The sequence below is a fragment of the Micromonospora sp. NPDC050686 genome, assembly GCF_040654475.1.
Lineage (GTDB): Bacteria > Actinomycetota > Actinomycetes > Mycobacteriales > Micromonosporaceae > Micromonospora.
The window spans coordinates 162,238-183,819 of record NZ_JBFAID010000003.1 but is presented as its reverse complement, the minus strand read 5'-3'; the positions used below and the strand labels follow the sequence as shown (position 1 = coordinate 183,819).

Here is a 21,582-nt window from a genome sequence, read left to right as displayed (position 1 = left end):
GACGTCCGGCCTGCGTGCCGGCTCGCCACCATGGTCAACGGCCGCAGGGAGGTTCACGTGACGGTGGAGATCACTTCGCCCGAGGAACTGCGCGAGCTGCTGGGGGCGCCGATGCCCCGGGCGCTGGCCAAGGAGCGCACCGTGTTGCACGAGCGGGACCGGGAGTGGCTGGCCTCCTCGCCGTTCTGCCTGGTCGCCACCGCCGGCGCGGACGGCACCTGTGACGTCTCGCCAAAGGGCGACCCGGCCGGCTTCGTGCAGGTGCTGGACGAGCACACGATCGCCGTTCCGGAACGGCCGGGGAACCGGCGCGCGGACGGCTACCGCAACATCCTCGACAACCCGCACGTCGGGCTGATCTTCCTGATCCCCGGGCGCACCGACACGCTGCGGATCAACGGCCGGGCCCGGCTGGTGCGGGACTCGCCGTGGTTCGACCGGATGGTGGTCAACGGGCACCGCCCCGTGCTCGCGGTGGAGGTGACCGTCGAGCAGATCTTCTACCACTGCGCGAAGGCGTTCCTCCGCTCCGAGCTGTGGCGCCCGGAGACCTGGCAGCCGGAGGTGCTGCCGCCGCGCCCCCGGCTGATCAAGGAGGTCGAGGCGCCCGCGGAGAGCCTCGCCGACCTGGAGCGCCGCTACGGCCCGGATTACCTGAAGACCCTGTACGCCTGATCCTCCGGCCGTCCTCGGCGGGACGTTTCAGCCGTCGGCCGAGGGTACTGATTCTCCTGAACGGCCCACCGCGCGCTGCTTCGGCACCCGGGGAACCTCGGGCCGTGGGAAGGATGAGGATTCAATGGCTACCCGTGACGGCAAGGGCCGCGGCGCGACCGCGACCAAGAACCCGCCCGGCAACCAGACCCCGAACACCCCCGACATCAACGAGAGCGAGATCGCCCGACTGAAGGTCGACGAGCTGCGCGAGCGGCTCCGCTCCCGGGGCGTCCGCGAGGCCCCCGACATGCACCGTGACGACCTGGTGAAGGCTCTGGTCAAAAGCCTCCGCGAGGAGCCTTCCGGCAAGGCCGGCGCGGGCGGCGGCAAGGCCGGCGCGGGCTCGTCCGGCGGGGGCACGCGGACCGGTTCGCACACCTCCAGCTCGGTCCGGTACTCGCAGGAGATCACCTCCATCGACGACGAGCCGGAGCGCCCCGGTCGCAGCCTGGTCACCACAGACCACGACGTGATCCGCCGCTGGGCCGAGGCGCGCAAGGGCGTGCCGTGCACGGTCGACGGCAGCGAGCACGACGGGCACGCCGGCGTGCTGCGCCTCGACTTCCCAGCCAACGGCCGGGAGGGCCGGCTGACCGAGATCAGCTGGGACGAGTGGTTCCGCGCCTTCGACGCGCGGCGGCTCAACTTCATCTACCAGGAGGAGCGCTCCGACGGCCGGCAGAGCAACTTCTTCCGGCTGGAGAGCCCCGACCGTGCGGACGGCTGAGGCGTAGGCCGTGACGAGGGAGGACATCGCGATGACCACGAAGGTCGAGAAAACCATCGAGGTGCGGGTCCCGGTCCGCACCGCGTACAACCAGTGGACCCCAGTTCGAGGAGTTCCCCCAGTTCATGGGCGGGGTCAAGGAGGTGCGCCAGCTCGACGACAAGCGGCTGCACTGGGTCGCCCAGATCGGCGGCGTCAGGCGCGAGTGGGACGCGCGGATCCTGGAGCAGGTGCCGGACCGGAAGGTGGCCTGGGCGGCCACCGAGGGTGCCACGAACGCCGGCGCGGTCTACTTCGAGCCGGTCGGCGCGGATCGGACCGCGATCCGGCTCTCCCTGGAGTACGAGCCGGAGGGGCTGGTCGAGAAGGCGGGCGACGCGCTGCACATCGTGGCGAAGCAGGCCGAGTCGGACCTGGAGAGGTTCCGTTCCTTCGTGGAGGGCCGGGGCGCCGAGACCGGCGCCTGGCGCGGCGAGGTGAACGACGGGCTGGTCCCGGGCACGCCCGGTGTCGACGCCGCGGCGGCCTCCCGGGGTGACAGCGCGCCGACGGGGGCCAGGACAGCGACCGTACGACCACCGGCGAGCCCGAGTACGTGGTGACCGAGACTGAGGTGGTGGGCCCGGTGACCGAGCCGACCGGCGACCCGACCGGCACCGAGCCGGGTCAGCGGTTCTGACCGTCACGCCCGCACCCGCCGGGTGCCACGCAGCGATCAGCCCCCCTGCCGTCCACGGCGGGGGGCTGATCGCGTTCCGACCGGTCAGGACACCTTGAAGCTCCGGGCGGGGCTCCAGGCCTGCAGGTGGTCGCTGTCCGCCGGCTTGCGGACCCGGTACCAGTAGGTGCCGCGCGCGGCCGGCTTGATGGTGAACGAGTAGGAGCTGACCGAGGAGAGCTTCGTGCTCGCCACGTCCTTCCACACCCCGCCGACCGACCGCTGGAGATAGACGGTCTGCCCGGCCGGGTGTTCCGGGGTGACCGTGCCGGAGAGGGTCACCGAACCGCCGAGCGCGAACGAGGTCTTCGACAGCCGCGCGCTGAGGTACGGGGCCACCGACACCAGCTTCAGCGCGCTGGCCGCCCCGACGTGCGCCTGCCCGGTGGCCTTGTCGTTCGACCCGCGGAAGACCCACTTGTACTCGGTGCTGTATTCCGGCCGCAGCCGGGCGTACGTCAGCGAGCCAGTGCTGGTGGTGGTCACGCTGCCGAGGTAGGTGAACGTGGTGGTGCCCTTGCGCCGGGCGTGCAGCTCCACCGGCACCCCGGCGATGGGCGCCCCGGTGTCGGTGCGGACCAGCCGCCCGGTCAGCGTCACCTCGGCGGTGCCGTGGATCAGCGAGGTCGGGCTGCTGACGATGCTGGTGGCGGTGCCCGCCGCCCGGGCCGTGGACACCTTGCTGTAGTTGCCCGACTTGTCCCGCACCCAGCCGGCGAAGCTGTACGTGGTGCCCGGGGTCAGGTTGACCACGTACTGGCTGCCCGGGTGGACGGCGGTGCCGGCGGTGGGCGAGGCCGGCGGGGTGGTGCCGGCCGCCATCCGCACGATCACCTGGTCGTAGTCGGTGATCCGCGGCAGCCCCCAGCGCACGTCCACGCGCCGGTACCCGCCGATCGCCGCGAAGCCCCACAACGGCCCGGGCGGGAGGTCCTTCGTCTTGAAGGTGGTGGTGAACCGCTCGGTCTGGGTCACGCCGGCGGTGTCGGTCACCCCGTTGACCACGATCCGGTAGGGGTGGTTGTCGAACAACGGCTCCAGCGGCACGATCGTCACCACGTTGCCGGTGACTGTCCGGGTGGCCTGCACCGGATAGTCGCCGCGGCCGTCGAGCAGCTTGACCGTGGCCCCGGTGACCGACTCCGGCGCCACCGCCCGGGCGAACGTCACGCTCGGCCGGAGGGTGACCGGCTGGTCCAGGGCGAAGTCGGGCGGCGAGACGTCCCGCACCCAGATTCGCTCGCCGGCGGGGGTGGTGGTCCCGGCCGCGACGTCCGCGGGCTTCAGCACGTACGCGCTGGAGTGGCTGCCGTTGTTGTTGCGCACCGCGACGTAGTGCCGGCCGGCCTCCACGGTGGCGGTGAGCTGTTCCGTCCCGCTCTTGCCGGTGGCGTCGGCGGCGGCGAGCCGGCGCAGGTTTGCGTCGTAGAGGGTCATCGCCAGGTCGGGGTTGTGCGACAGGGCCGAGGAGTCCGACGGCCGGAGGGTGAGGGTGATCCCCTTGCGCATGGTGGCGTCGAAGCGGAACCAGTCGACGTCGCCGCCGGTGTTGATCCGATCCCAGGTCTCGATGGCGCCCATCGGGGTGGCCCGGACGGGCACGTCGTTCGGCTCGGCCGGGTACATCTCGGGCAGCGGCACGGCCAGCGACGTGCCGGTGCTGCCGACGGCCCGGAAGGCGTCCACCCAGCCGTAGCCGTAGTACGGGTCCAGGCCGCGCGGGCCGGCGTCCCGGGCGGTGGCGGTCAACCGCTCCCGGACCCGGTTCGGCGGGAAGTCCGGGTACTTCGTGCGGACCAGCGCGGCGATCCCGGACACCAGCGCCGCGGAGAAGGAGGTCCCGTCGACCACCGGGTAGGACTGGCCCAGGCCGGTGGAGTGGATGTTGAGCCCGGGGACGGTGAGGTCGAGCCAGTCGCCGTGCGAGCTGAAGTCGGTCAGGTTGCCGCCGTTGTCCGTCGCGCCGACGGCCAGGACCTCCGGGTACGCCGCCGGGTACTGGGCCGCGCCGGTGCCCTCGTTGCCGGCGGCGGCCACCACCACCGCGCCCTTGTCGTTGGCGTAGCTGATCGCTTCGTGCAGGGCGGGGTTGTCGTCCGGGCCGGCCAGCGACAGGTTGACCACCTTGGCACCGTGGTCGGCGGCCCAGGTGATGCCGGCGGCGATGTCCGAGTCGTACCCGATGCCGTCGGCGTCGAGGACCTTGACCGGCATGACCCGGCCGATCCAGGCGACCCCGGCGATGCCCTTGCCGTTGTCGGTGTTGGCGGCCGCGATCCCGGCCACCATGCTGCCGTGGCCGTTGTCGTCGACCGGCGCCGCGGCGGGGTTGAGCGCGTTCCAGCCGGGCACCGTGCGACCGACCAGGTCCTCGTGCCCGGTGTTCACCCCGGTGTCGACCACGGCGATGACCTGGCTGGTGGAGCCCTTGACGTAGTCCCACGCCTTCGGCAGCCGTAGCGCGTTCAAGGCCCAGAACTGGTCGTCGGCCATCGCGGGGTCGTTCGGCCGGGCGGCAGCGCGGCGCCGGTGGTCCAGCGTGGCGGTGGCGACGGCCGGGTCGGCGCGCAGGGCGGCCAGCAGCTCGGTCGCCGACCCGTCGGTCCGTACCTTGACGTAGCCGGTGCCTCGGACGGCGGAGTCGACGCGGGCGGCCCGGCGGGACAGGGCCGCGTCCCGCGCCGCCTTCGAGGCGCCCGGTTTGAACCTGACCAGGACGGCATGCGGGTCGAATCCCGTGCCGGCGTGCTCCGGGCGGGGCGATCGGATGGTGGTGGACAGGTCGGCTGACGGCGCGGCCTGGGCCGACACCACGGGCACGAGCGCGCCCGTGACGGCCAGGGTCAGCGCGGCCACCGCCGAACGGCGGAGCGCCATGGAAACCCCCGTCTTGCAGGTAAGACGATGAACAGAGTCTTGCAGCCGCCGTCCACCTGGGACAGCCCTGGATGGATGCGTTCGGCCCCCTGTCGCATTCACGACAGGGGGCCGAACGTGGAACGGGTCAGGAAACCTTGAAGCTGCGCGACGGGCTGTACGCCGTCGCGTGGTCCGAGTCACCCGGCTTGTAGACCCGGTAGGAGTACGTGCCCCGCGCCGTCGGCTTGATCGAGAACGAGTACGCGCTCGTCGACGACAACGCCTTGCTGGTCTGGGTCTTCCACACCCCGGACACGAGTCGCTGCAGATACACCGCCTGGCCCGCGTGCCCCGGGGCCACACTGCCCGACAGGGTCACCGTGCCACCCAACGGGAAGGACGTCTTCGACAGGTTCGCGTACACCACCGGCGCCACCGACACCGACCGCACCGCACTCGACACGCCGATGAACCCACCCGAACCGCGGTACGTCCACATGTACTCGACCGACCAGGACGGCTTGTGGGTGTACGCCACGTAACCCACGCTGTTCGACGTCACCGTCGCCACCCGGGTGAACGTCGACGTGCCCTTACGCCGAGCCATCAGCTCCACCGGCACGAACGCCACGGCCGCGCCGTTGTCCTTGCGCAGCACCTTGCCCGACACCTGCACGGTCTTGCCATACGACAGCGAGGTCACGCTGCTGGTGATGCTCGCCGAGGTGCCCGTAGCCCGGGCGGTCGCCACCGGGCTGAGCCGGCCGCTGCGGTCCTTGACCCAGACCGCGAACGCGTACGAGGTGCCGGCGGTCAGGTTCGACGCGGTGACCGAGGTGCCGGTGCCCGCGTACACCGAGGTGCCGGACGTGGGCGACGTCGGCGGGGTCGTCCCCGCCGCCATCCGCACGACCACCTGGTCCAGGTCGGTGAGAGCCGGCAGCGTCCAGCTCAGGGCGACCCCGCGGTAGACGCCCTTCGCCGTCAGCGCGGTGACCGCGCCCGGCGCGTTGTCGACGGTCCGGAAGATGCTGGAGTACGCCGCCGCCTGGGTCGCCCCGGAGGTGTCCCGCACCCCCTTGGCCACGATCCGGTACGGGGTGTTGTCCAGCAGCGGCTTCGTCGGCACCAGCGTCACGGTGGAACCGCTGAGCGTGGCGGTCGTCGCCACGGTCGAACCGGTCTTGCCGCTGACCAGCTTGACGGTGCCGGCGTTCACCGAGTCCGGCGCCACCGGGCGGGCGAAGGTGACCTTCGGCGCGGTGCTGAGCGCCTGCCCGCCGACGAACGGAGCCGGGGTCACGTCCCGCACCCAGAGCTGCTCGCCGCCCGGGGTGACCACCCCGGTCTCACCCGTGGAGGTGGTGAGAGAGTACGCGCGGGCGTCCCGGGATCCGTTGTAGTTGCGCACCGACAGGTAGTAGGTGCCGGCGTTCAGGGTGGCGGCGATGGTCTCCATGTCGCCGGGGCCGTAGGTGTCGACCTCGCTGATCAGCTTCAGGTCGGCGTCGTAGAGCGCGAGCACCGGGTCGGTGCTCTGGGCCACCGTGTCCACGACGGCCGGCGGGGTGACCCGGCCGACCCACATCTGCGGGGCGGCCAGCGAGAACCGGTACCAGTCGACGTCACCCTCGATGCCGATCGTGCCGGTCGCCGAGGTACCCAGCGAAGTGGCCCGGGCCGGGGTGTCGTTGGCGTCCCCGACCGACGGCGCGGTCAGCTCCGGGGCCCACCGTCCGCCCACCGCGGCGTACGCGTCGACCAGACCGTAGCCGTAGTAGGGGTCGATGCCCCTCGGGCCGGCGTCCCGGGCGGTCCACCGCAGCCGGTTCATCACGTCGGCCGGCTTCATCGTCGGGTACTTGGTGCGCACCAGCGCCGCGATGCCGGACACCAGCGGCGCGGAGAACGACGTGCCGGGGAGTTCGAACCAGTAGGAGGTGTTGGAGTCGTACCCGGTGGAGACGACGTCCCAGCCGGTAGCCGCGACGTCGACCCAGTCGCCGGATGAGCTGAAGTCGGTGAGCCGGGTGCCGTGGTCCGTGGCGGCCACCGCCAGGACCTCCGGGTACGCCGCCGGGTACTGCGGCGTGTCGTCGCCGGCGTTGCCGGCGGCGGCAATGACCACCACACCCTTGCTGTATGCGTACTTCACCGCGTCGCGCAGCACCGGGCTGTCGCCCGGGCCGCCCAGCGACAGGTTGATCACCTTGGCGCCCTTGTCGGTGGCCCAGGTGATGCCCCGCGCGATGTTGGAGTCGCTGCCGGTGCCCTGGCTGTTGAGGACCTTGACCGGCATGATCCGCGCGGTCCAGGCGGCGCCGGCGATGCCCTTGCTGTTGTTGGTGTTCGCCGCCGCGATGCCAGCCACCAGCGTGCCGTGACCGAAGTCGTCCTGGAAATCCGCGGTCGTGGTCTTGTTCGTAATGGCGTTGTAGCCGGGGACGGTCCGGCCGGTCAGGTCCTCGTGCGAGGTCCGCACGCCGGAGTCCAGCACGGCGATGACCTGGGCGGTGGAGCCCTTGCTGACGTCCCACGCCTGCGGCAGCCGCAACGACTTCAGGTAGTCCTGGTCGCCGTAGTAGTAGCCCGGGTCGTTCGGGTTGGCGGTGGCCTGCCGCTGGTAGTCCAGCGACACACTGGCAACGGCCGGGTCCTTGCCGAGCGCGGCCAGCAGCTCGGTGGCCGACCCGTCGGTCTGCACCTTCACGTAGCCGGTCCGCCCCACCTCGGAGGCGATCCGGGCGGCCCGGCGGGACAGCGCCTTGTCCTTCGCGGACCGGGCGGTGCCCGGCTTGAACTTGACGAGGACCGCGTGCGGGTCGTACGCGCGCTGCGCTCCCTTGCCGGGGCGCTCCAGGCGCGGCGACTGCTTGACGTCGAGCTTGTGGTCGGGTGACGGCGCGGCCTGGGCGGCGGACATCGCGGGGAGCATCGTCCCCGCGAGAGCCATGGCGAGCGCGGCCACCGCCGAACGGCGGAGTGCCAAGAAAACCCCCGTATAGGGCGGGCCCGGGATGGGCTCGTGAACCTCGTCGTCCCGGTGGGGCCGACGGATGACCGCATTTTGCCAGGCGTCGATCCCACCGGGCCAGCACCGAACGGCCAGTGTCCGACCTGGCCGTTGGGACGGTACCGTTCCGTCGCTCCCGAAGCGGGTCAGCGCAGGCCCGTCCACTCGGGAGCCAGCAGCGACCAGACCTCCGTGTCGTGGCGTACGCCCTGGTAGCGGAACTGCTCGCGGAGCGTGCCGTCGAGCCGCATGCCGAGCCGGCGGGCGACGTTGCTGCTGGCGGTGTTCTGCGGCCGGCAGTGCCACTCGACCCGGTGGATGCCCCGCACCCGGACCGCCCAGTCGACCAGCCGCGCCGCCGCCCGGGTGACCAGGCCCCGGCCCTGCCCGGCGGGCTCCGCCCAGCAGCCGATCTCGCAGGTGCCGGCGGCGGCGTCGAAGGCGACGAACATGACCCCGCCGACGAGGGTGCCGTCGAGCCAGATGCCGTACAGCCGGCCGGCGTCTCGGGCGGCGAGGTCGGCGTACCGCTGGAGGGTGGCACGGGCCGAGTCGAGGTCGGTGCTCCGGCTGGCCCACGGGATCCAGGGGTCCACGGTGGCTCGGGCCCGGTCCATGTGGGCGAGGTACTCCTCGGCCTGCCACGGCTCCAGGGGGCGCAGCTCGGCCCCGTCGTGCAGGGTGATGGCGAACATCCGCGCACTCTATGCGACCCGGGTGGCGCCTTCCGGACGGTCGGCCTGGTCAGCCGCCGGCCGCCGGTGGACCGTCCGGCCAGTAGTCGACGCAGACGCGGCACCGCCCGAGGTCGGAGCAGTGGACCCGGTGGCGGGGGCAGCGGACCTCACCGTCCTCCGGGCCGGGCCACGGGTACGCCCTGGACGGCGCGGCCACCGGGGGCGGCTCGAACGATGCGACGATCCGCCAGGTCGAAGCCGACCGTGCCGGACCCGACCAGGTTCTGGTCGTGCCAGGCGAACCACTGCGCGAGCGCCCGTTCCCACGGCTCGCCGGCCAGGTCGGAGAGGGCGAACTGGAGCAGCGACTGGAAGGCGTCGGTCGCGCCGTTGCCGAGCCGCAGGTGGCTGCCGCCACCGGAGAACCGGTTTCCCATCAGTGCCAGACGCCCGGCGGGTGCGGCGGAAGGCGCAGCTCGGCGAGCACTCCGAAGTGGTCGCTCGCCCACACCCCGTCGACCGGCTCGGCGAAGACCAGCCGGCAGTCCGCCACGTCGAGGGTCGGGCCGTGCGCGCCGCACCGGACGAGCACGTAGTCGATCCGCCGGCCCCGGTCCAGCGGCATCAGCCCCGCCCGGACCAGCGGATTGTCCGGCGAAAAGGTGTGCCCCGGCTCGTCGCCCCGGACCGCCGCCCAGCAGTCCTGGTAGCAGACGCTGACATCGGCCAGCGACTGCCGGCCGGTCCAGAACCGGACGCTGGCCGCGTCGGGCGCCGCGTCGAAGTCGCCCAGCACCACCACGTGCGGCTCGGCGTCCGGGCCGTGCGGGTCGACCCGTTCGGGCCGCCGCTCGGCGACGACCTGCTCAAGGTATCGGGCTGTCCGCACCGCCTGCAGTTCCCGCTCGTGCTCGGCGTCGTACTGCCAGGTCGGCTTGTAGTGGGCGACGATCACCGGTCCCAGCGGCGGCGGCACCGCCACCTCCACCACGACGGCGGCACTCCACGGCAGGGCGGCGGTGCGCGGCGTGACGTGCAGGTCGAGCACCCCGACGGTACGCATCGGCCACCGGCTGGCCAGCACCGCACCGACCCCGTCGGCCGACCGGCCCGGGTGCGGCACGAGATGATGCTCCGGCCCGAGCAGCCCGCCGGCCTCGTCCGCCTCCCCGCCGCCGGCCACCTCCTGCAACGCCACCACGTCCGGCCGCAACGCGCGCAGCCCCTCGATCAGCACCGACCGGCGGCGCGGCCAGTCGGCGAAGAACGGCGCGAGCGTGTTCAGCGTGAGCACCCGCAGGGTGGCCTCCGACATTCCGCCATCCTTGGCCCGTTGCCGTGCTCCGGCAACCGGACGGCGCGGACGCCTCCCCCGCCGCCGGCTAAATCCCTGGTCGACCGGCTGGCGCGGCAGCGATGATTGCGGCCATGGCCACCACCGGATTCACCATGGGCGCGCTCGACGGTTCACGGGGTGGCAATGCCGCCTCGATCCACGCGACGGCCCGCGCCCTGGCGAGGGTCGAGGCGGCCGTGGCCGTGGTGCTCGTCGAGGGCATCAGCGACCAGATCGCACTGGAGACGGCCGCGGCGGGCCGGGGCCGTGATCTCGACGCGGAGCGGGTCGTGATCGTGCCGATGGGTGGGGCGCACGCGATCGGCCACTTCCTGACCCGGCTGGCACCCCTGGGCAGCCGGGTACGACTCGCCGGCCTGTGCGACCTGCTGGAGGAGGAGCTATTCCGGCGCGCACTGGAGGCGACCCGGGTCGGCTCACCCCGTACGCGCGCCGACCTGGAGCGCCTCGGGTTCCACGTCTGCGTCAAGGATCTGGAGGAGGAGCTGATCCGCGCCCTGGGCGCCGCGGAGGTGGAAGCGGTCCTCGACTCGCAGGGCGATCTCCGCTCGTTCCGCTCGTTCCAGAGCCAGCCCGCCTGGTCCGGCCGGGATCCCGAAGCGCAGCTGCACCGGTACCTGCGCAGCAGCTCGCGCCGCCACCAGCGCTACATCCGGCTGCTGGTCGAGGCGGCAGTCGACCGGCACGCGCTGCCACGGCCGCTCGACGCGCTGCTCACGGCCGTCTGACCACCTGACGGCGGCTCCGGTGCTGGCCTGGGATCCGCCTGCCGATCGGCCACGTCACCTCAGGTCGCCGTCACCATCCACAGGTGACCGTCGGGGTCGGCGAAGGTGGCGATGTAACCCCACGGTTGCTCGGCCGGCGGGGTCACTACCGACGCCAACGGCGTGGGGCGTGACCTGGGCTCACGTGCGACACCCTCAGCCAGGCGGTCGCACCCGATAAATCCGGCGACGCCGATGGGCGTCCCCGCCATACTGGCCGACGTGCAGGAGGTCGAGGTCGTCGTCGCCCACAGCGAACGCGCGACCCTGCGCGTCGGCGACGTGTTCCTGAAGATCGACGCCGACCAGACCCGTACCGACGTCGAGGTCGAGGCGATGGCCATCGCGCCGATCCCGACGCCGACGGTCCTGTGGCGAAAGCCGCCCGTGCTCGCGCTCGCCGCCCTCCCAGGGCGGGCCCTCGGCCACCTCGGCGAGCCGTCGACCGCGTCGCCGGCGGCGTGGGCCGCGGCGGGCGCCGCCGTACGGATGCTGCACGACGCGCCGCTGCCGCCATGGCCCGGTCGAAGCCTCGACGAGTTGGCGTCCCGCCTCGACGGTGAATGCGGGTGGCTCGTCACGAACGGCGTCCTTCCCACCGACCTGGTGACACGAAACCGCCGGATTGCCGAGGCTGCGCTCCGGCCGTGGACACCGGTGTTCACCCACGGCGACCTGCAGATCAGCCACGTGTTCGTCGACGGTGCCGAGATCACCGGCGTCATCGACTGGTCGGAGGCGGGCCGGGGTGATGCCCTGTACGACCTAGCCATCCTGACGCTCGGACACGAGGAGCACCTCGGCGACGTCGTCGCCGGCTACGGCACCGACGTCGACCTAGAGGTGATCCGCGCGTGGTGGTCGTTGCGAAGCCTGCTGGCGATCCGTTGGCTGGTCGAGCACGGCTTCGACCCGTCCGCCCCGGGCTGCGAGGTCGACGTGCTGAAAGCCCGGATGTGACGCTGTGGTCGGCCGCTCGGCGCGCACGCTGGACAGCGGAGGCGCCGCCGCGGCGGCCGGCGCTACTCCTCCGCGGGCGAGGCGTGAAACCAGCGCCGGGACGATGCGGGCACCAGCAAGAGACCGACGACAACGGACGCACCGACGACCTGCAACAGCCCTGACGCATCAGCCCTGGTGATCGCGATGACGCCGTACCCGACGCTGGCGGTCGAGAACACGGTTGTCCAGAACCGGGCCCGCCCGCTACCCCGCCACAGGCCGTAGGCCAACGCCAGGAGAAGCAGGACCCCGATCAACCCGGTGGCCATGGACGGACCGCTCGTCAACATCATCGACGCCGGGAGCGCGGCCGCCACGAGCAAAATCACGGAGGCGACGACGACCGGCACCGGAACCCGTCGCTGACTCTGCTCGATCATCGGCTCATGGTAGGCGTCGTCCACCCGGTCCACTAGCTCCCGCCGTTTGCTGCAAGCACGTGCCGGTGGCTGCCCATGCCCGTGCTGTCACCGGCTGTGGTCCCGTCCATGGCATGATCGCTGGCCGTGCGCCCCAAGCGTGTTCTGCTGATGGTGGCCGTCACAGCCAGTGCGCTGTCGGTCCTGGCGGCGCTGGTCTCCGCCCAGAGACCCTCTACTCAATTTGGTCTCGCCGCAACAGCCGCGCTGGTCGGGTACGTGCTGCTCGCCGATCCGGCAGTGCGGCGCCTACGTCCGGCGCTGGCTGCCGGCATCGGGCTGTCCGCAGTACTCATGGCGGTGGAACTCTGGTGGCTCCCGGAGCAAGCCGACGTCCGCTGGTTCACGCCCTTTTACGCGCCGCTGGACGGTAGTGGCCCCTCCGTGGGGCCGGTCCAGATTCCGCCGGCCATGCTCGACCAGTTGCGGCAGATGATTGACCAGGAGCGGTTCAACGCCGTCGGGCTGCTGCTCGGGGTGGTCTGTCTCGCGGTTGCGGTGGTTGCCCTGCCGGTTCGGCAGCAACCGAAGGCCGCTGAGTTGGCGAGATTCGTCGCCGTGCTGCTGCTCGCCGTGGTCGGTGCGAACCTCTGGTCCCGGATCGACGGCGCCCCATTGCTCGGCCTGCTCGGGGCCGGGTGGCCGGCGTTCCTCGCCATCCTGATGGCGGCGTGGGTGGTGGCACTGTCAGGCGCACGCGCTGGCCGGGCTGCCCTCATGCCACTCGGGGCGCTGCTGGTCGCGGTGTCCACGGCCGTCGCCTTAGAAGACCTCACCGGCACCTGGTTGACCTGGTGGGAATTCTCGAACGGCAATGACCATGTCATGGTGGAGGCTGCGGTCGCCGTATCGGTCGCCAGTTCGGCAGATGTTTCGGCGGCCATCTCGGTGGATTTGTCGGGGGCGGTGCGGACCGCCATGGCGCTCGCCGGGCCCGCGTTGCTAGCGGTCGGTGCCCTGAGGGCTTCCCACGACGCGGGTTGATTACGAAAGCGAGCCGGACACGGATGGCGGAGCGCCACGTGGCGGGCCGCGACACAACACCAACTTCCGTTCGCGGTCTTCGCGCCGGCTGGGGCATCGGTCGGGCTGGCGGGCCTGACTCCGCACGACCTGCGCCACACGGCGGCGAGTCTGGCCGTGGCGGCGGGCGCCAACGCCAAGGCGGTACAGGACTGTTCAAGGATTCGACCCGCCAGCGGCGACGTGATCGACCTCGGGAAACGGCGAAGCCCAGGCCGTTGACCTGGGCTTCCGTGCCGAGCCGCCTGACGGAATCGAACCGTCGACCTACGCATTACGAGTGCGTCGCTCTAGCCGACTGAGCTAAGGCGGCAACGATCGTCAAGTGTACGGCACACCGCCGCCACCACCGAACGGGATCCCCCCGCCCGCCGATCCGGACAGCGCGGCTGCTGAAGTCATTCGCCGGACACCGTTCGCGTTCCGCCCGGCGTACGCTGCCGCGGGTGACCGACGATCGCGTATCGGCCGGCAGTCCCGACCAGCCCGACGCCGCACCCGGGCAGGGTCGGCCGGACGTCGAGGCACCCCGGGCTGCCCGCCGACCCCGCAGCACCGATCCGCTGGAGCTCGGCTTCACCCCGCGCAAGCCGGTGCCGTGGCTGGCGCCGCTCCTGCTGATCAGCACCGGCATCCGTACGCTGCTGGCCCTGCTGTTCGGGGCGTACCTTGACAAGCGGGAGCTGCAGAACGCGCTCGACGCCCGGATCGGCCGGCAGGTGGGGCCGGACGGCGGGCTGTGGTTGGACTACGTGGCCGACCTGGGCGACGGGTTCAACGCCACCTATTCCATCGCCTACCTGCTGGCCCAGCCGGAGCTGACCGTGGACGGCCACCGGCTGCCCCGGGCGCAGACCCTGGTGATGGGCGGTGACCAGGTCTATCCGTCGGCCGCGTACGAGGCGTACGAGGACCGGTGCAAGGGGCCGTACCAGGCCGCGCTGCCGGTGGCCCCGCCCGAGCGGCCCACGCTCTTCGCGGTGCCGGGCAACCACGACTGGTACGACGGGTTGACCGCCTTCCTGCGGCTCTTCGTCCGCTCCCGGGACCGCAACTTCGGCGGCTGGACCACCGGGCAGTCCCGCTCGTACTTCGCGGTGGAGCTGCCCGCGGACTGGTGGCTGATCGGCCTGGACGACCAGTCCGGCTCGTACCTGGACGACCCGCAGCTCAGCTACTTCGACGAGGTGGCCCGCAAGCTCACCCCGCGGAGCCGGGTGATCGTGGCGGTGCCGGCGCCGACCTGGGTCAAGGCCGCCGACCACCCCACCGCGTACGACTCGGTCGACTACTTCATCCGGACGATCATCGCCCCGACCGGGGCGCAGGTGCGGCTGCTGCTCTCCGGGGACCTGCACCACTACGCCCGGTACGCCGGCCCCGACCGGCAGCTCATCACCTGCGGCGGCGGTGGCGCGTACCTCTACCCGACGCATGAGTTGCCGGAGCGGATCGAGGTGCCGCCGCGGGACACCCTCGCCCGGCGGGCCAGCCGCACCCGCCCGTACGACCTGGCGGCCTGTTATCCCGACCGGGCCCGCTCCCGGCGCTACGGCTGGGGAATCCTCGCCCGGCTGCCGTTCCGCAACCCGGGCTTCGCGACCCTGCTCGGCACGCTGCACACGCTGCTGATGCTGGCGATGGCGGGCGTGGCCACGAACCGGGCGGGCACCAGCGAGCAGCGGCTGTTCAGCGTACCGTTGATGATCATGCTGGTGGTGGCGCTGCTCGGCGCCGCCTTCTTCGCCAAGCCCCCGAGTGCCGGCGGCAAGCGGCACGCCCGGCACTGGATCCTCGGCGTCAGCCACTGCCTGGCGCACCTGGCGCTGGCCGCCGCCGGCACCTGGGCCTGGCTGAGGCTGCCGTTCTACGAGTGGCCCTGGCCGCTGCCGGCGGTCGCCGCCGCGGTCGTGTACGGGCCGGTACTCGGGCTGGTCGCCGCCGAACTGGTGGCGGCGTACCTGCTGGTGGCCGGTTCGTTCGGGGTGAACGTCAACGAGCTCTTCGCCGGCCAGGGCATCGAGGACGCGAAGGCCTTCCTCCGCCTGCGCATCGACCCCGACGGCACGCTCACCATCTATCCCGTGGCCGTGGACCGGGTCTCCCGCGACTGGCAGGTCAACCCCGACCAGACCCCGCACGCTCCCTGGCTGCTCCCCAAAACCCCCCTAACCCCCCACCTGGCCGAACCCCCCATCACCCTCCACTGACCATCCACCTCGTTGATCATGAAGTTTGCGTCTCGAAACGCGGCCGGACAGACGCAAACTTCATGATCAACCACAGGCCCCCGGGGGGAGGGGGAGGGGGGCGGGGAGGGGTGGGGGTTAGTGGGGGTAGTGCTGGTCGTGGGCCTGGCGGGGGGCGCAGACGGAGGCGCGGGAGCAGGCGCAGCGGGAGCCGTCGGCGTCCAGGCGCACCGTCACCGTGTCCCTCGGGACGCTGTGGCCGACCACCTTGCCGTCGCCCTCGGGAGTGCCCACCCGGCTGCCGATCGGCGGCGCGGACTCCTGGAAGCGCTGGTACAGAGGGTGCTCGTACTTGAGGCAGCACATCAGCCGGCCGCAGGCGCCGGAGATCCGCAGCGGGTTGAGCGGCAGGTCCTGGTCCTTGGCCATCCGGATGGTGACCGGCTCGAAGTCCTTGAGGAACGTGGCGCAGCACAGGTCACGCCCGCAGGAGCCGATGCCGCCCTGCACCCGGGCCGAGTCACGGGCCGAGAGCTGACGCAGCTCCACCCGGCAGTGCAGGGTCGCCCCCAGGTCGCGGACCAGGGACCGGAAGTCGACCCGGTGCGGGGCGGTGAAGTAGATGGTGGTCCGTTCCCCGCCACCGCCCTCGACCTGGCCGAGGACGTGGTCCACGGCCACCACCTTCATCGGCAGGCCGTGCTCCCGGATCAGCCGCTTCGCGGCGACCTTGGCGTCCGCCTTGCGCCGGCGCAGCAGCTCGTCGCGGCGCAGGTCGTCCTCCTGCGCCAGGCCGGCCAGCCTGGGGAAGCCGTCGGTGTCCTCGGTGACCCACTGGGCGGCCCAGACGCACTCGGCCACCTCCGGCCCCTCGTCGGTGGGCACCAGCACCTTGTCGCCCACCTGCGGGCGCAGCTCACCGGGGTCGAGGTAGTAGAGGCGCCCGTACCGGTTGAAGCTGACCGCGCAGAGCATGCCCATGGCCTCACCCTACGTCGCCGGTCCGACCGCGGCGCGCCGGCCGTCGCCGGGTGGTCACCGCGCGCGACGGTCCACCTCCGTCGGCCCGGCGCCGGCCCGGTCGTGCGGTCCTGCCTCGCCCGGGCGGGTCAGCGGCCGATCCGGGTGCCGGCGCCGCTCCAGCGCGGCCCCGCCTCCGCCACCGGCCGCCAGGTCGACTCGGCCAGGCTGGGCGACCACTGGCGCAGCAGCGTCTCGGCCCCGTCGTACGCGACGCTGAGCACCGCCAGCACCCGGGCGGCGATCACCGCGGCCTCGGCGACTCCGGCGCGACCGGCGGCCGTGGCGCCACCGGCGGACGCATCGACCGTGGCGCCACCGGGGAACGCACCCGCCGTGGCCGCGCCCGGCCGGGTCGCCGCGACCACCGCCACCGCCTCGGTGCAGCGGAGCACGTCGGCCAGCGCCCGGGCCACCGCCAGCCGGCTGCCGGTCACCCAGTCGGCGAGCGCGTCGGCATAACCGGCGGTCGCCTCCATCCGGCCGACCAGGCTCTCCGGCCCCTCGTCGAGGTGGCGCAGCAGGGTCGCCCGGGCCTGGTCGTAGTGGGCCGCGGCCGGGCCGGCCCAGAGGCCCGGATCGGTCAGCGCGGCGGACGCGTCGTCGTACCCCTGGACGAGCCGGCGCACCGCGTCGCCGGCGGAGGCCAGCGGCGCCGAATGGAGGTCGAGGAAGGCGCGCAGCGCGTCGCCGGGGAGCACCTGCATCCGGCGCAGCAGCGGCCAGACCGGGTGCCCCTCCGGCACGCCGGCGGCGAGCAGGACGTCGACCCGGCGCAGCAGGTCCAGCCCGGGTTCGGCGAGCCGGTCCAGGGCGTCCATCAGGCCTCCCTGCTCAGCTGGCGGCGGGCGGCGTCGTCGGTGTCGGCGTAGCGGTCGGCGGCGGCACGGACGGCGGCCGCGGCGGCGGCGAGCCGGGCCGCGGCGGCGGCCGCCTCCCGGGACCGGTCGCCGGTGGCCTCGGCCCAGCGCCGGTGCAGGGCCCGCCCGATCTCGCCGGGACGGCCGGGCGCGTCCGCGCCGAACGCCGGGTGGGCCGGGTCGGTGGCCGTGACGGTGTGCGCCAGCGTGGTCAGGGTGTCGCTCGCCTCGTCGAGCCGCGCGGCGAGGGCGCGCAGGGCGTCCATCTCAGGCCCCCGCGAGCGGACGGTAGGCGGCGAAGGTCTCGTTGTGCAGCTTTTCCCGGGCCCACTGGGCGGCGTCCGCCGCGGCGGTCACCGCGGCCTGCACCGAGCCGGCCACGTCCCGTGGGCTGCGGGAGTGCAGGGGGCCGAGGAACCGGACGTCGGTGATCCGGCCGCCGGCGGTCACCACCACCTCGACCAGCCCGTCGGGCGAGCGGACGGTGACCTCCACGGTGGACACCGCCTGGTCGAACTCGGCCTGCAGGGACTCGATGCGGCGGTAGCGCCGCACCGCCTCCTCGATCCAGGCCTCGTCGATCTCCCCGCGCGGCATCGGCGGACTCCTCCCGGCAGGCCCTCACTGAGCGTCCCGCCACGATCACCGTGGCGTCACCGGACCGTACCGCACCGGAATCGAGGCTGTCGATGCCCTGTGGACAGCGGCCCCGGCGCCGCTCAGCCCCGCCAGAGGGCGAGCATCATGGCCTCCACCGCGATCCGCGGCTTGACGTTCGCCTCGATCGCCGACCGGCACTCCAGCACGGCCTCCAGCCGGCGCAGCGACCCCTCGGCCGCCCACTTCTGCGCCCCGGCGGCGGCCACGGCGGCGGTGTCGGTGTGCACCGGTGCGACCGGCGCGCGCAGCGCCGTGGTCAGCGCGTCCCGGTAGAACCCGGCCAGGTCGACCAGGGCCCGGTCCAGGGCGTCCCGCTGGGCGCGGGTGGCCCGCGACTTCTGCCGCCGTTCCAACTCCTTGAGCTGACCGGCCGCGCCCCGGGCCGCACCGGCCGCGCCACGCCCGGTGCCGCCCGCGCCGAGCGCGGTCTGCAACGCCGCCCGTTCCGCCTCGTCGCTCTCGGCGACCGACGCGACGGCCTCCGCCTCGGCCGCCTCGATCAGCGCGGACGCCGCGTCGAAGGCGGCACCCACCCCGGTCAGCCGGCGGGGCACCGCGAGCACCGCGTCCCGGCGCTTGCGCGCCTCCGGGTCGCGGGCCAGCCGCCGGGCCCGACCGACGTGGCCCTGCGCGGCGGCCGCGGCCCAGGCCGCCACGTCCGGGGCGATCCCGTCCCGCCGGACCAGCACCTCGGCCACCGCGGCGGCCGGCGGCTGCCGCAACGGTACGAGCCGGCACCGCGACCGGATGGTCACCGAGACGTCGTCCGGGTGGGTGGACGGGGCGCAGAGCAGGAACACCGTCCGCGGCGGAGGCTCCTCGACCGCCTTGAGCAGCGCGTTGCCGGCCGCCTCGGTGAGCCGGTCGGCATCCTCGATGATCACGATCTGCCACCGGCCGCCGGTCGGGGTGCTGGCCGCGCGCAGCACCAGCGCGCGCATCTCGCTCACCCCGATGGAGAGCCCCTCCGGCACCACCAGCCGGACGTCCGCGTGGGTGCCGGTGAGGGTGGTGTGGCAGCCGGCGCACTCGCCGCAGCCGGTGCCGTCCCGGCACTGGAGCGCCGCGGCGAAGGCCCGCGCGGCGACCGAACGGCCGGAGCCGGGCGGGCCGGTGAAGATCCAGGCGTGGGTCATTCCGCCGCCGACGTCGCCGGCCCGCTCCTCGCCGGCCGGGTCGGCGGCGCGCAGCACCGCGGCGGCCGACGCGGCCGCGTGGCGCAGCGTGTCGACCGCCTCGTCCTGCCCGACCAGGTCGGCGAAGACGTCCGGCATCAGGTCCGGCGCTCCAGCGTCACCAGCTCCGCCTCGGATAACTCCGGCTGCACCGAGGTGTCCGGGCCCTGGGCGGGGCGCGGGTGCACGATGCCGGCCGGGTCGGCGAGGAACTCGTCCACCCGGCGGCCGACCAGCTCGGCGATCTCCTCGGCCGGGCGGGACGCGTCCAGCACCAGGTAGCGCTTCGGGTCGTTGGCGGCCAGGTCGAGGAAGGCGTACCGGACCCGCTCGTGGAAGGCGAGCGACTCCGCCTCCAGCCGGTCGGCGCCCTGGTTGCGGGCCGCCACCCGGGACAGGCCGGTGCGCGGCTCGACGTCGAGGAGCACCACCAGGTCGGGCTTGAGCCCGCCGGTGGCCCAGGAGGAGAGCCAGGAGACCTCGTCGACCGGCAGCGTACGGCCGGCGCCCTGGTAGGCCAGGGACGAGTCGACGTACCGGTCGCTGACCACGACCGCGCCCCGGATCAGCGCCGGCCGGACCACGGTGGCCACGTGGTGGGCCCGGTCGGCGGCGTAGAGCAGCGCCTCGGCCCGGGGCGAGGGCGCCTCGGCGCCGGCATTGTCCAGCACCATCGAGCGGATCCGCGCGCCGACCGGGGTGGCCCCGGGCTCGCGGGTCACCACCACGTCGCGGCCCAGCCCGCGCAGCCGGCCGGCGAGCGCCTCCAACTGGGTGGACTTGCCGGCACCCTCGCCGCCCTCGAAGACCACGAAGAGCCCGGCGGAGACGAACGGCTCGGCCGGCAGCAGCGGGCGACCCCGGATCGAGCCCCAGAGGTCGGCCAGGACCGGCACGCCCTTCTTGTCGTCCATCTGCCCGAACGCGCTGATCCCGGCGAAGATCCCGGCGGCGCCCGCGACCAGCAGCAGCAGCCGGGTGGAGGAGACGGAGATGCCGAGGTCGGCGATGGTGAGCTGGCGCGAACCGCCGACGCCGACCAGGACGCTGCTCAGCGCCAGCGCCAGGATCAGCACCAGCCGGGTGCCGATCTGCACCACCGCGAAGACCCGCCCGCGCACCTCGTCGGCGACCTCGCCGCCGAGCAGCGTGGTGCCGGCCAGGAAGGCCATTCCGGCGCCGGCGCCGACCAGGATCGCGCCGAGCATCGCCATGGACAGGTGGATGGCGAAGGCGAGCACGAGCACCGAGGCGCTGGCCAGCACGATGCTCATGCCGAACCAGCGGCGGCGGGACATGTCCCGCACGATCATCGGGCCGAGCCCGATGCCGAGCGCGAGGCCGACGAAGATCGCGCCGAAGAGCAGGTAGAAGGCGGCGTCGCCGGCGCCGAGCGAGGCGGCGAAGAACTTCGCCGTGCCGATCACGATGCCGCCGCCGGCGAACGCGCCGAAGATACCGAGCACCAGGCCGCGGACCAGCGGGGTCTGGCCGATGTACCGCCAGCCCTCGGCGAACTGGCGGAACATGCTCTGCTCGGTGCGCTCCGCCTCGCCGCGCTGGGCGTAGCTGATCTCCTTGATCCCGAGGGCCACCACCAGCGCGGTGGCCAGCCGGGAGAACGCGTTGAACCAGAGCGCGAGCTGGGCCGGCTCGGCCCAGCCGGGCATCTCGCCGCCGGTGGCGCCCCGGACGCTGCGGTCCAGCACGGCCAGCCCGACGGCGGCGGCCACCGGGGTCAGCCCGTACGTGGTGATCAGGGTGAGCTGGTTGGCCGCCTCCAGCCGGGCACGCGGGATCAGGTTGGGGACCGCGGCCTCCTTGGCCGGGATCCACAGCAGGGTGATCGTCTCGATCAGGAAGGTGGCGATCGCGGCCCAGCCGACCACCAGGCCGCCCGGGGCGCCGGTGAGGGCGTAGAGCGGGATGGACGCGAAGAGCACGAACCGCAGCAGGTCGCAGATGACCATCGTCCAGCGCCGGTCGAACCGGTCGGCGAAGACGCCGGCCACCGGGCCGAGCAGCAGGGCGGGCAGCAGCCGGATGGCGATCACACCGCCGAACGCGGCGCCCTGCGCGGTGCTGCCGGAGACCTGCGCGGCGGCGAAGACGGAGGTGGCGAGCAGGCCGAGCCAGTCACCGAAGGAGGCCACGCCGAGCACGATCCAGAGCCGGCGGAACGGCCGGATGCGCAGCACCGAGCGGATCGCGGTGGCACCCGAGCGGTCGGCCTGGGCGCTGCCCCCGCCGGGCTGCCGGGCCTCGGCGCCGGCCGAGGTGTCGTCGAGGTCCGGGTGGGCGTGGCCGTCCGCCGCGCGTCGGTCCGCCGACCCCGCGGGCTGCGGACCCGACGGCGACACGCCGGACGACTCGCCGTTCTGCTGGCTTTCGATGGCCGT

18 protein-coding genes, 1 tRNA gene and 1 pseudogene are annotated in these 21,582 nt (G+C 73.1%); 7 read left to right on the top strand and 13 right to left on the bottom strand.

Annotated features, from left to right (window positions below):
* Positions 1-57 precede the first annotated feature (57 nt).
* From AB0H57_RS04635 to AB0H57_RS04625, 3 genes and pseudogenes are all read left to right on the top strand, one after another.
* The gene (locus AB0H57_RS04635; RefSeq protein WP_357502620.1) at positions 58-675 is read left to right on the top strand and encodes a pyridoxamine 5'-phosphate oxidase family protein; all 618 of its coding nucleotides are present in this window, start codon (positions 58-60) and stop codon (positions 673-675) included.
* Between the two features lie 124 nt (positions 676-799).
* A complete protein-coding gene (locus tag AB0H57_RS04630; protein ID WP_357502618.1) occupies positions 800-1,444 on the top strand; it encodes a hypothetical protein in 645 nt (214 codons plus the stop codon).
* A 31-nt stretch (positions 1,445-1,475) separates the two neighbouring features.
* Positions 1,476-1,923 (top strand): annotated as a pseudogene (locus AB0H57_RS04625) (SRPBCC family protein); the annotation flags it as partial.
* 284 nt (positions 1,924-2,207) lie between these two features.
* Here the strand turns inward: AB0H57_RS04625 and AB0H57_RS04620 are convergent.
* The 5 genes from AB0H57_RS04620 to AB0H57_RS04600 form a co-directional block, all read right to left on the bottom strand.
* On the bottom strand, positions 2,208-5,039 hold the full coding sequence (locus AB0H57_RS04620) for a S8 family serine peptidase (protein WP_357502616.1): 2,832 nt from the start codon (positions 5,037-5,039) through the stop codon (positions 2,208-2,210).
* Between the two features lie 127 nt (positions 5,040-5,166).
* Complete coding sequence (locus AB0H57_RS04615; protein ID WP_357502614.1) at positions 5,167-8,010, bottom strand: S8 family serine peptidase; 2,844 nt, start codon at positions 8,008-8,010, stop codon at positions 5,167-5,169.
* 170 nt (positions 8,011-8,180) lie between these two features.
* Positions 8,181-8,729 (bottom strand): GNAT family protein, encoded by a 549-nt coding sequence (locus tag AB0H57_RS04610; protein WP_357502612.1) that lies wholly within the window; start codon positions 8,727-8,729, stop codon positions 8,181-8,183.
* Positions 8,730-8,878: 149 nt separating this feature from the next.
* Positions 8,879-9,148, bottom strand: a complete 270-nt coding sequence (locus AB0H57_RS04605) for a hypothetical protein (protein WP_357502610.1) — start codon at positions 9,146-9,148, stop codon at positions 8,879-8,881.
* A complete protein-coding gene (locus AB0H57_RS04600) occupies positions 9,148-10,026 on the bottom strand; it encodes an endonuclease/exonuclease/phosphatase family protein (protein ID WP_357502608.1) in 879 nt (292 codons plus the stop codon). The genes AB0H57_RS04605 and AB0H57_RS04600 overlap by 1 nt, the downstream gene beginning before the upstream one ends.
* A 113-nt stretch (positions 10,027-10,139) precedes the next feature.
* On the opposite strand from AB0H57_RS04600, the gene AB0H57_RS04595 reads away from it, so the two are divergent.
* A complete protein-coding gene (locus AB0H57_RS04595) occupies positions 10,140-10,796 on the top strand; it encodes a TOPRIM nucleotidyl transferase/hydrolase domain-containing protein (RefSeq protein ID WP_357502606.1) in 657 nt (218 codons plus the stop codon).
* A 261-nt stretch (positions 10,797-11,057) separates the two neighbouring features.
* On the top strand, positions 11,058-11,795 hold the full coding sequence (locus tag AB0H57_RS04590; protein ID WP_357502604.1) for a phosphotransferase: 738 nt from the start codon (positions 11,058-11,060) through the stop codon (positions 11,793-11,795).
* Between the two features lie 62 nt (positions 11,796-11,857).
* Here the strand turns inward: AB0H57_RS04590 and AB0H57_RS04585 are convergent, their stop codons facing one another.
* Complete coding sequence (locus AB0H57_RS04585; RefSeq protein ID WP_357502602.1) at positions 11,858-12,217, bottom strand: hypothetical protein; 360 nt, start codon at positions 12,215-12,217, stop codon at positions 11,858-11,860.
* 126 nt (positions 12,218-12,343) lie between these two features.
* On the opposite strand from AB0H57_RS04585, the gene AB0H57_RS04580 reads away from it, so the two are divergent.
* On the top strand, positions 12,344-13,240 hold the full coding sequence (locus tag AB0H57_RS04580) for a hypothetical protein (protein WP_357502600.1): 897 nt from the start codon (positions 12,344-12,346) through the stop codon (positions 13,238-13,240).
* A 278-nt stretch (positions 13,241-13,518) separates the two neighbouring features.
* Here the strand turns inward: AB0H57_RS04580 and AB0H57_RS04575 are convergent.
* A tRNA-Thr gene (locus AB0H57_RS04575) sits at positions 13,519-13,592 on the bottom strand.
* 133 nt (positions 13,593-13,725) lie between these two features.
* Between AB0H57_RS04575 and AB0H57_RS04570 the strand changes: the two genes are divergently transcribed.
* Positions 13,726-15,489, top strand: coding sequence for a metallophosphoesterase (locus tag AB0H57_RS04570; protein WP_357502598.1), 1,764 nt, complete (start codon positions 13,726-13,728; stop codon positions 15,487-15,489).
* 117 nt (positions 15,490-15,606) lie between these two features.
* Here AB0H57_RS04570 and ricT read toward each other — a convergent pair whose 3' ends face one another.
* From ricT to tmk, 6 genes are all read right to left on the bottom strand, one after another.
* Positions 15,607-16,449: a regulatory iron-sulfur-containing complex subunit RicT gene (ricT, locus tag AB0H57_RS04565; protein ID WP_357502596.1), complete on the bottom strand. Its 843-nt coding sequence runs from the start codon at positions 16,447-16,449 to the stop codon at positions 15,607-15,609.
* Between the two features lie 128 nt (positions 16,450-16,577).
* Positions 16,578-17,309, bottom strand: coding sequence for a hypothetical protein (locus AB0H57_RS04560; RefSeq protein ID WP_357502594.1), 732 nt, complete (start codon positions 17,307-17,309; stop codon positions 16,578-16,580).
* Positions 17,309-17,614 carry a hypothetical protein gene (locus AB0H57_RS04555; protein ID WP_357502593.1) on the bottom strand — a complete coding sequence of 102 codons (306 nt, stop codon included), beginning with the start codon at positions 17,612-17,614 and terminating at the stop codon, positions 17,309-17,311. The genes AB0H57_RS04560 and AB0H57_RS04555 overlap by 1 nt, the downstream gene beginning before the upstream one ends.
* A gap of 1 nt (position 17,615) precedes the next feature.
* Positions 17,616-17,945, bottom strand: a complete 330-nt coding sequence (locus AB0H57_RS04550) for a YbaB/EbfC family nucleoid-associated protein (RefSeq protein ID WP_357502591.1) — start codon at positions 17,943-17,945, stop codon at positions 17,616-17,618.
* Between the two features lie 122 nt (positions 17,946-18,067).
* Positions 18,068-19,282 (bottom strand): DNA polymerase III subunit delta', encoded by a 1,215-nt coding sequence (locus tag AB0H57_RS04545; protein WP_357502589.1) that lies wholly within the window; start codon positions 19,280-19,282, stop codon positions 18,068-18,070.
* Entirely contained in the window at positions 19,282-21,381 is a 2,100-nt protein-coding gene (tmk, locus tag AB0H57_RS04540; protein ID WP_357502847.1) for a dTMP kinase, read from the bottom strand. Before tmk ends, AB0H57_RS04545 begins: the two co-directional genes overlap by 1 nt.
* Between the last annotated feature and the right edge of the window lie 201 nt (positions 21,382-21,582).

What these genes read in the sequence shown, in the direction of transcription:
- AB0H57_RS04620 (WP_357502616.1), bottom strand. Translation starts at nt 5,039, where the DNA reads ATGGCGCTCCGCCGTTCGGCGGTGGCCGCGCTGACCCTGGCCGTCACG.
- AB0H57_RS04555 (WP_357502593.1), bottom strand. Translation starts at nt 17,614, where the DNA reads ATGGACGCCCTGCGCGCCCTCGCCGCGCGGCTCGACGAGGCGAGCGAC.
- AB0H57_RS04585 (WP_357502602.1), bottom strand. Translation starts at nt 12,217, where the DNA reads ATGATCGAGCAGAGTCAGCGACGGGTTCCGGTGCCGGTCGTCGTCGCC.
- AB0H57_RS04595 (WP_357502606.1), top strand. Translation starts at nt 10,140, where the DNA reads ATGGCCACCACCGGATTCACCATGGGCGCGCTCGACGGTTCACGGGGT.
- AB0H57_RS04610 (WP_357502612.1), bottom strand. Translation starts at nt 8,729, where the DNA reads ATGTTCGCCATCACCCTGCACGACGGGGCCGAGCTGCGCCCCCTGGAG.
- AB0H57_RS04560 (WP_357502594.1), bottom strand. Translation starts at nt 17,309, where the DNA reads ATGGACGCCCTGGACCGGCTCGCCGAACCCGGGCTGGACCTGCTGCGC.
- AB0H57_RS04605 (WP_357502610.1), bottom strand. Translation starts at nt 9,148, where the DNA reads ATGGGAAACCGGTTCTCCGGTGGCGGCAGCCACCTGCGGCTCGGCAAC.
- AB0H57_RS04630 (WP_357502618.1), top strand. Translation starts at nt 800, where the DNA reads ATGGCTACCCGTGACGGCAAGGGCCGCGGCGCGACCGCGACCAAGAAC.
- AB0H57_RS04545 (WP_357502589.1), bottom strand. Translation starts at nt 19,282, where the DNA reads ATGCCGGACGTCTTCGCCGACCTGGTCGGGCAGGACGAGGCGGTCGAC.
- AB0H57_RS04600 (WP_357502608.1), bottom strand. Translation starts at nt 10,026, where the DNA reads ATGTCGGAGGCCACCCTGCGGGTGCTCACGCTGAACACGCTCGCGCCG.
- AB0H57_RS04550 (WP_357502591.1), bottom strand. Translation starts at nt 17,945, where the DNA reads ATGCCGCGCGGGGAGATCGACGAGGCCTGGATCGAGGAGGCGGTGCGG.
- ricT (WP_357502596.1), bottom strand. Translation starts at nt 16,449, where the DNA reads ATGGGCATGCTCTGCGCGGTCAGCTTCAACCGGTACGGGCGCCTCTAC.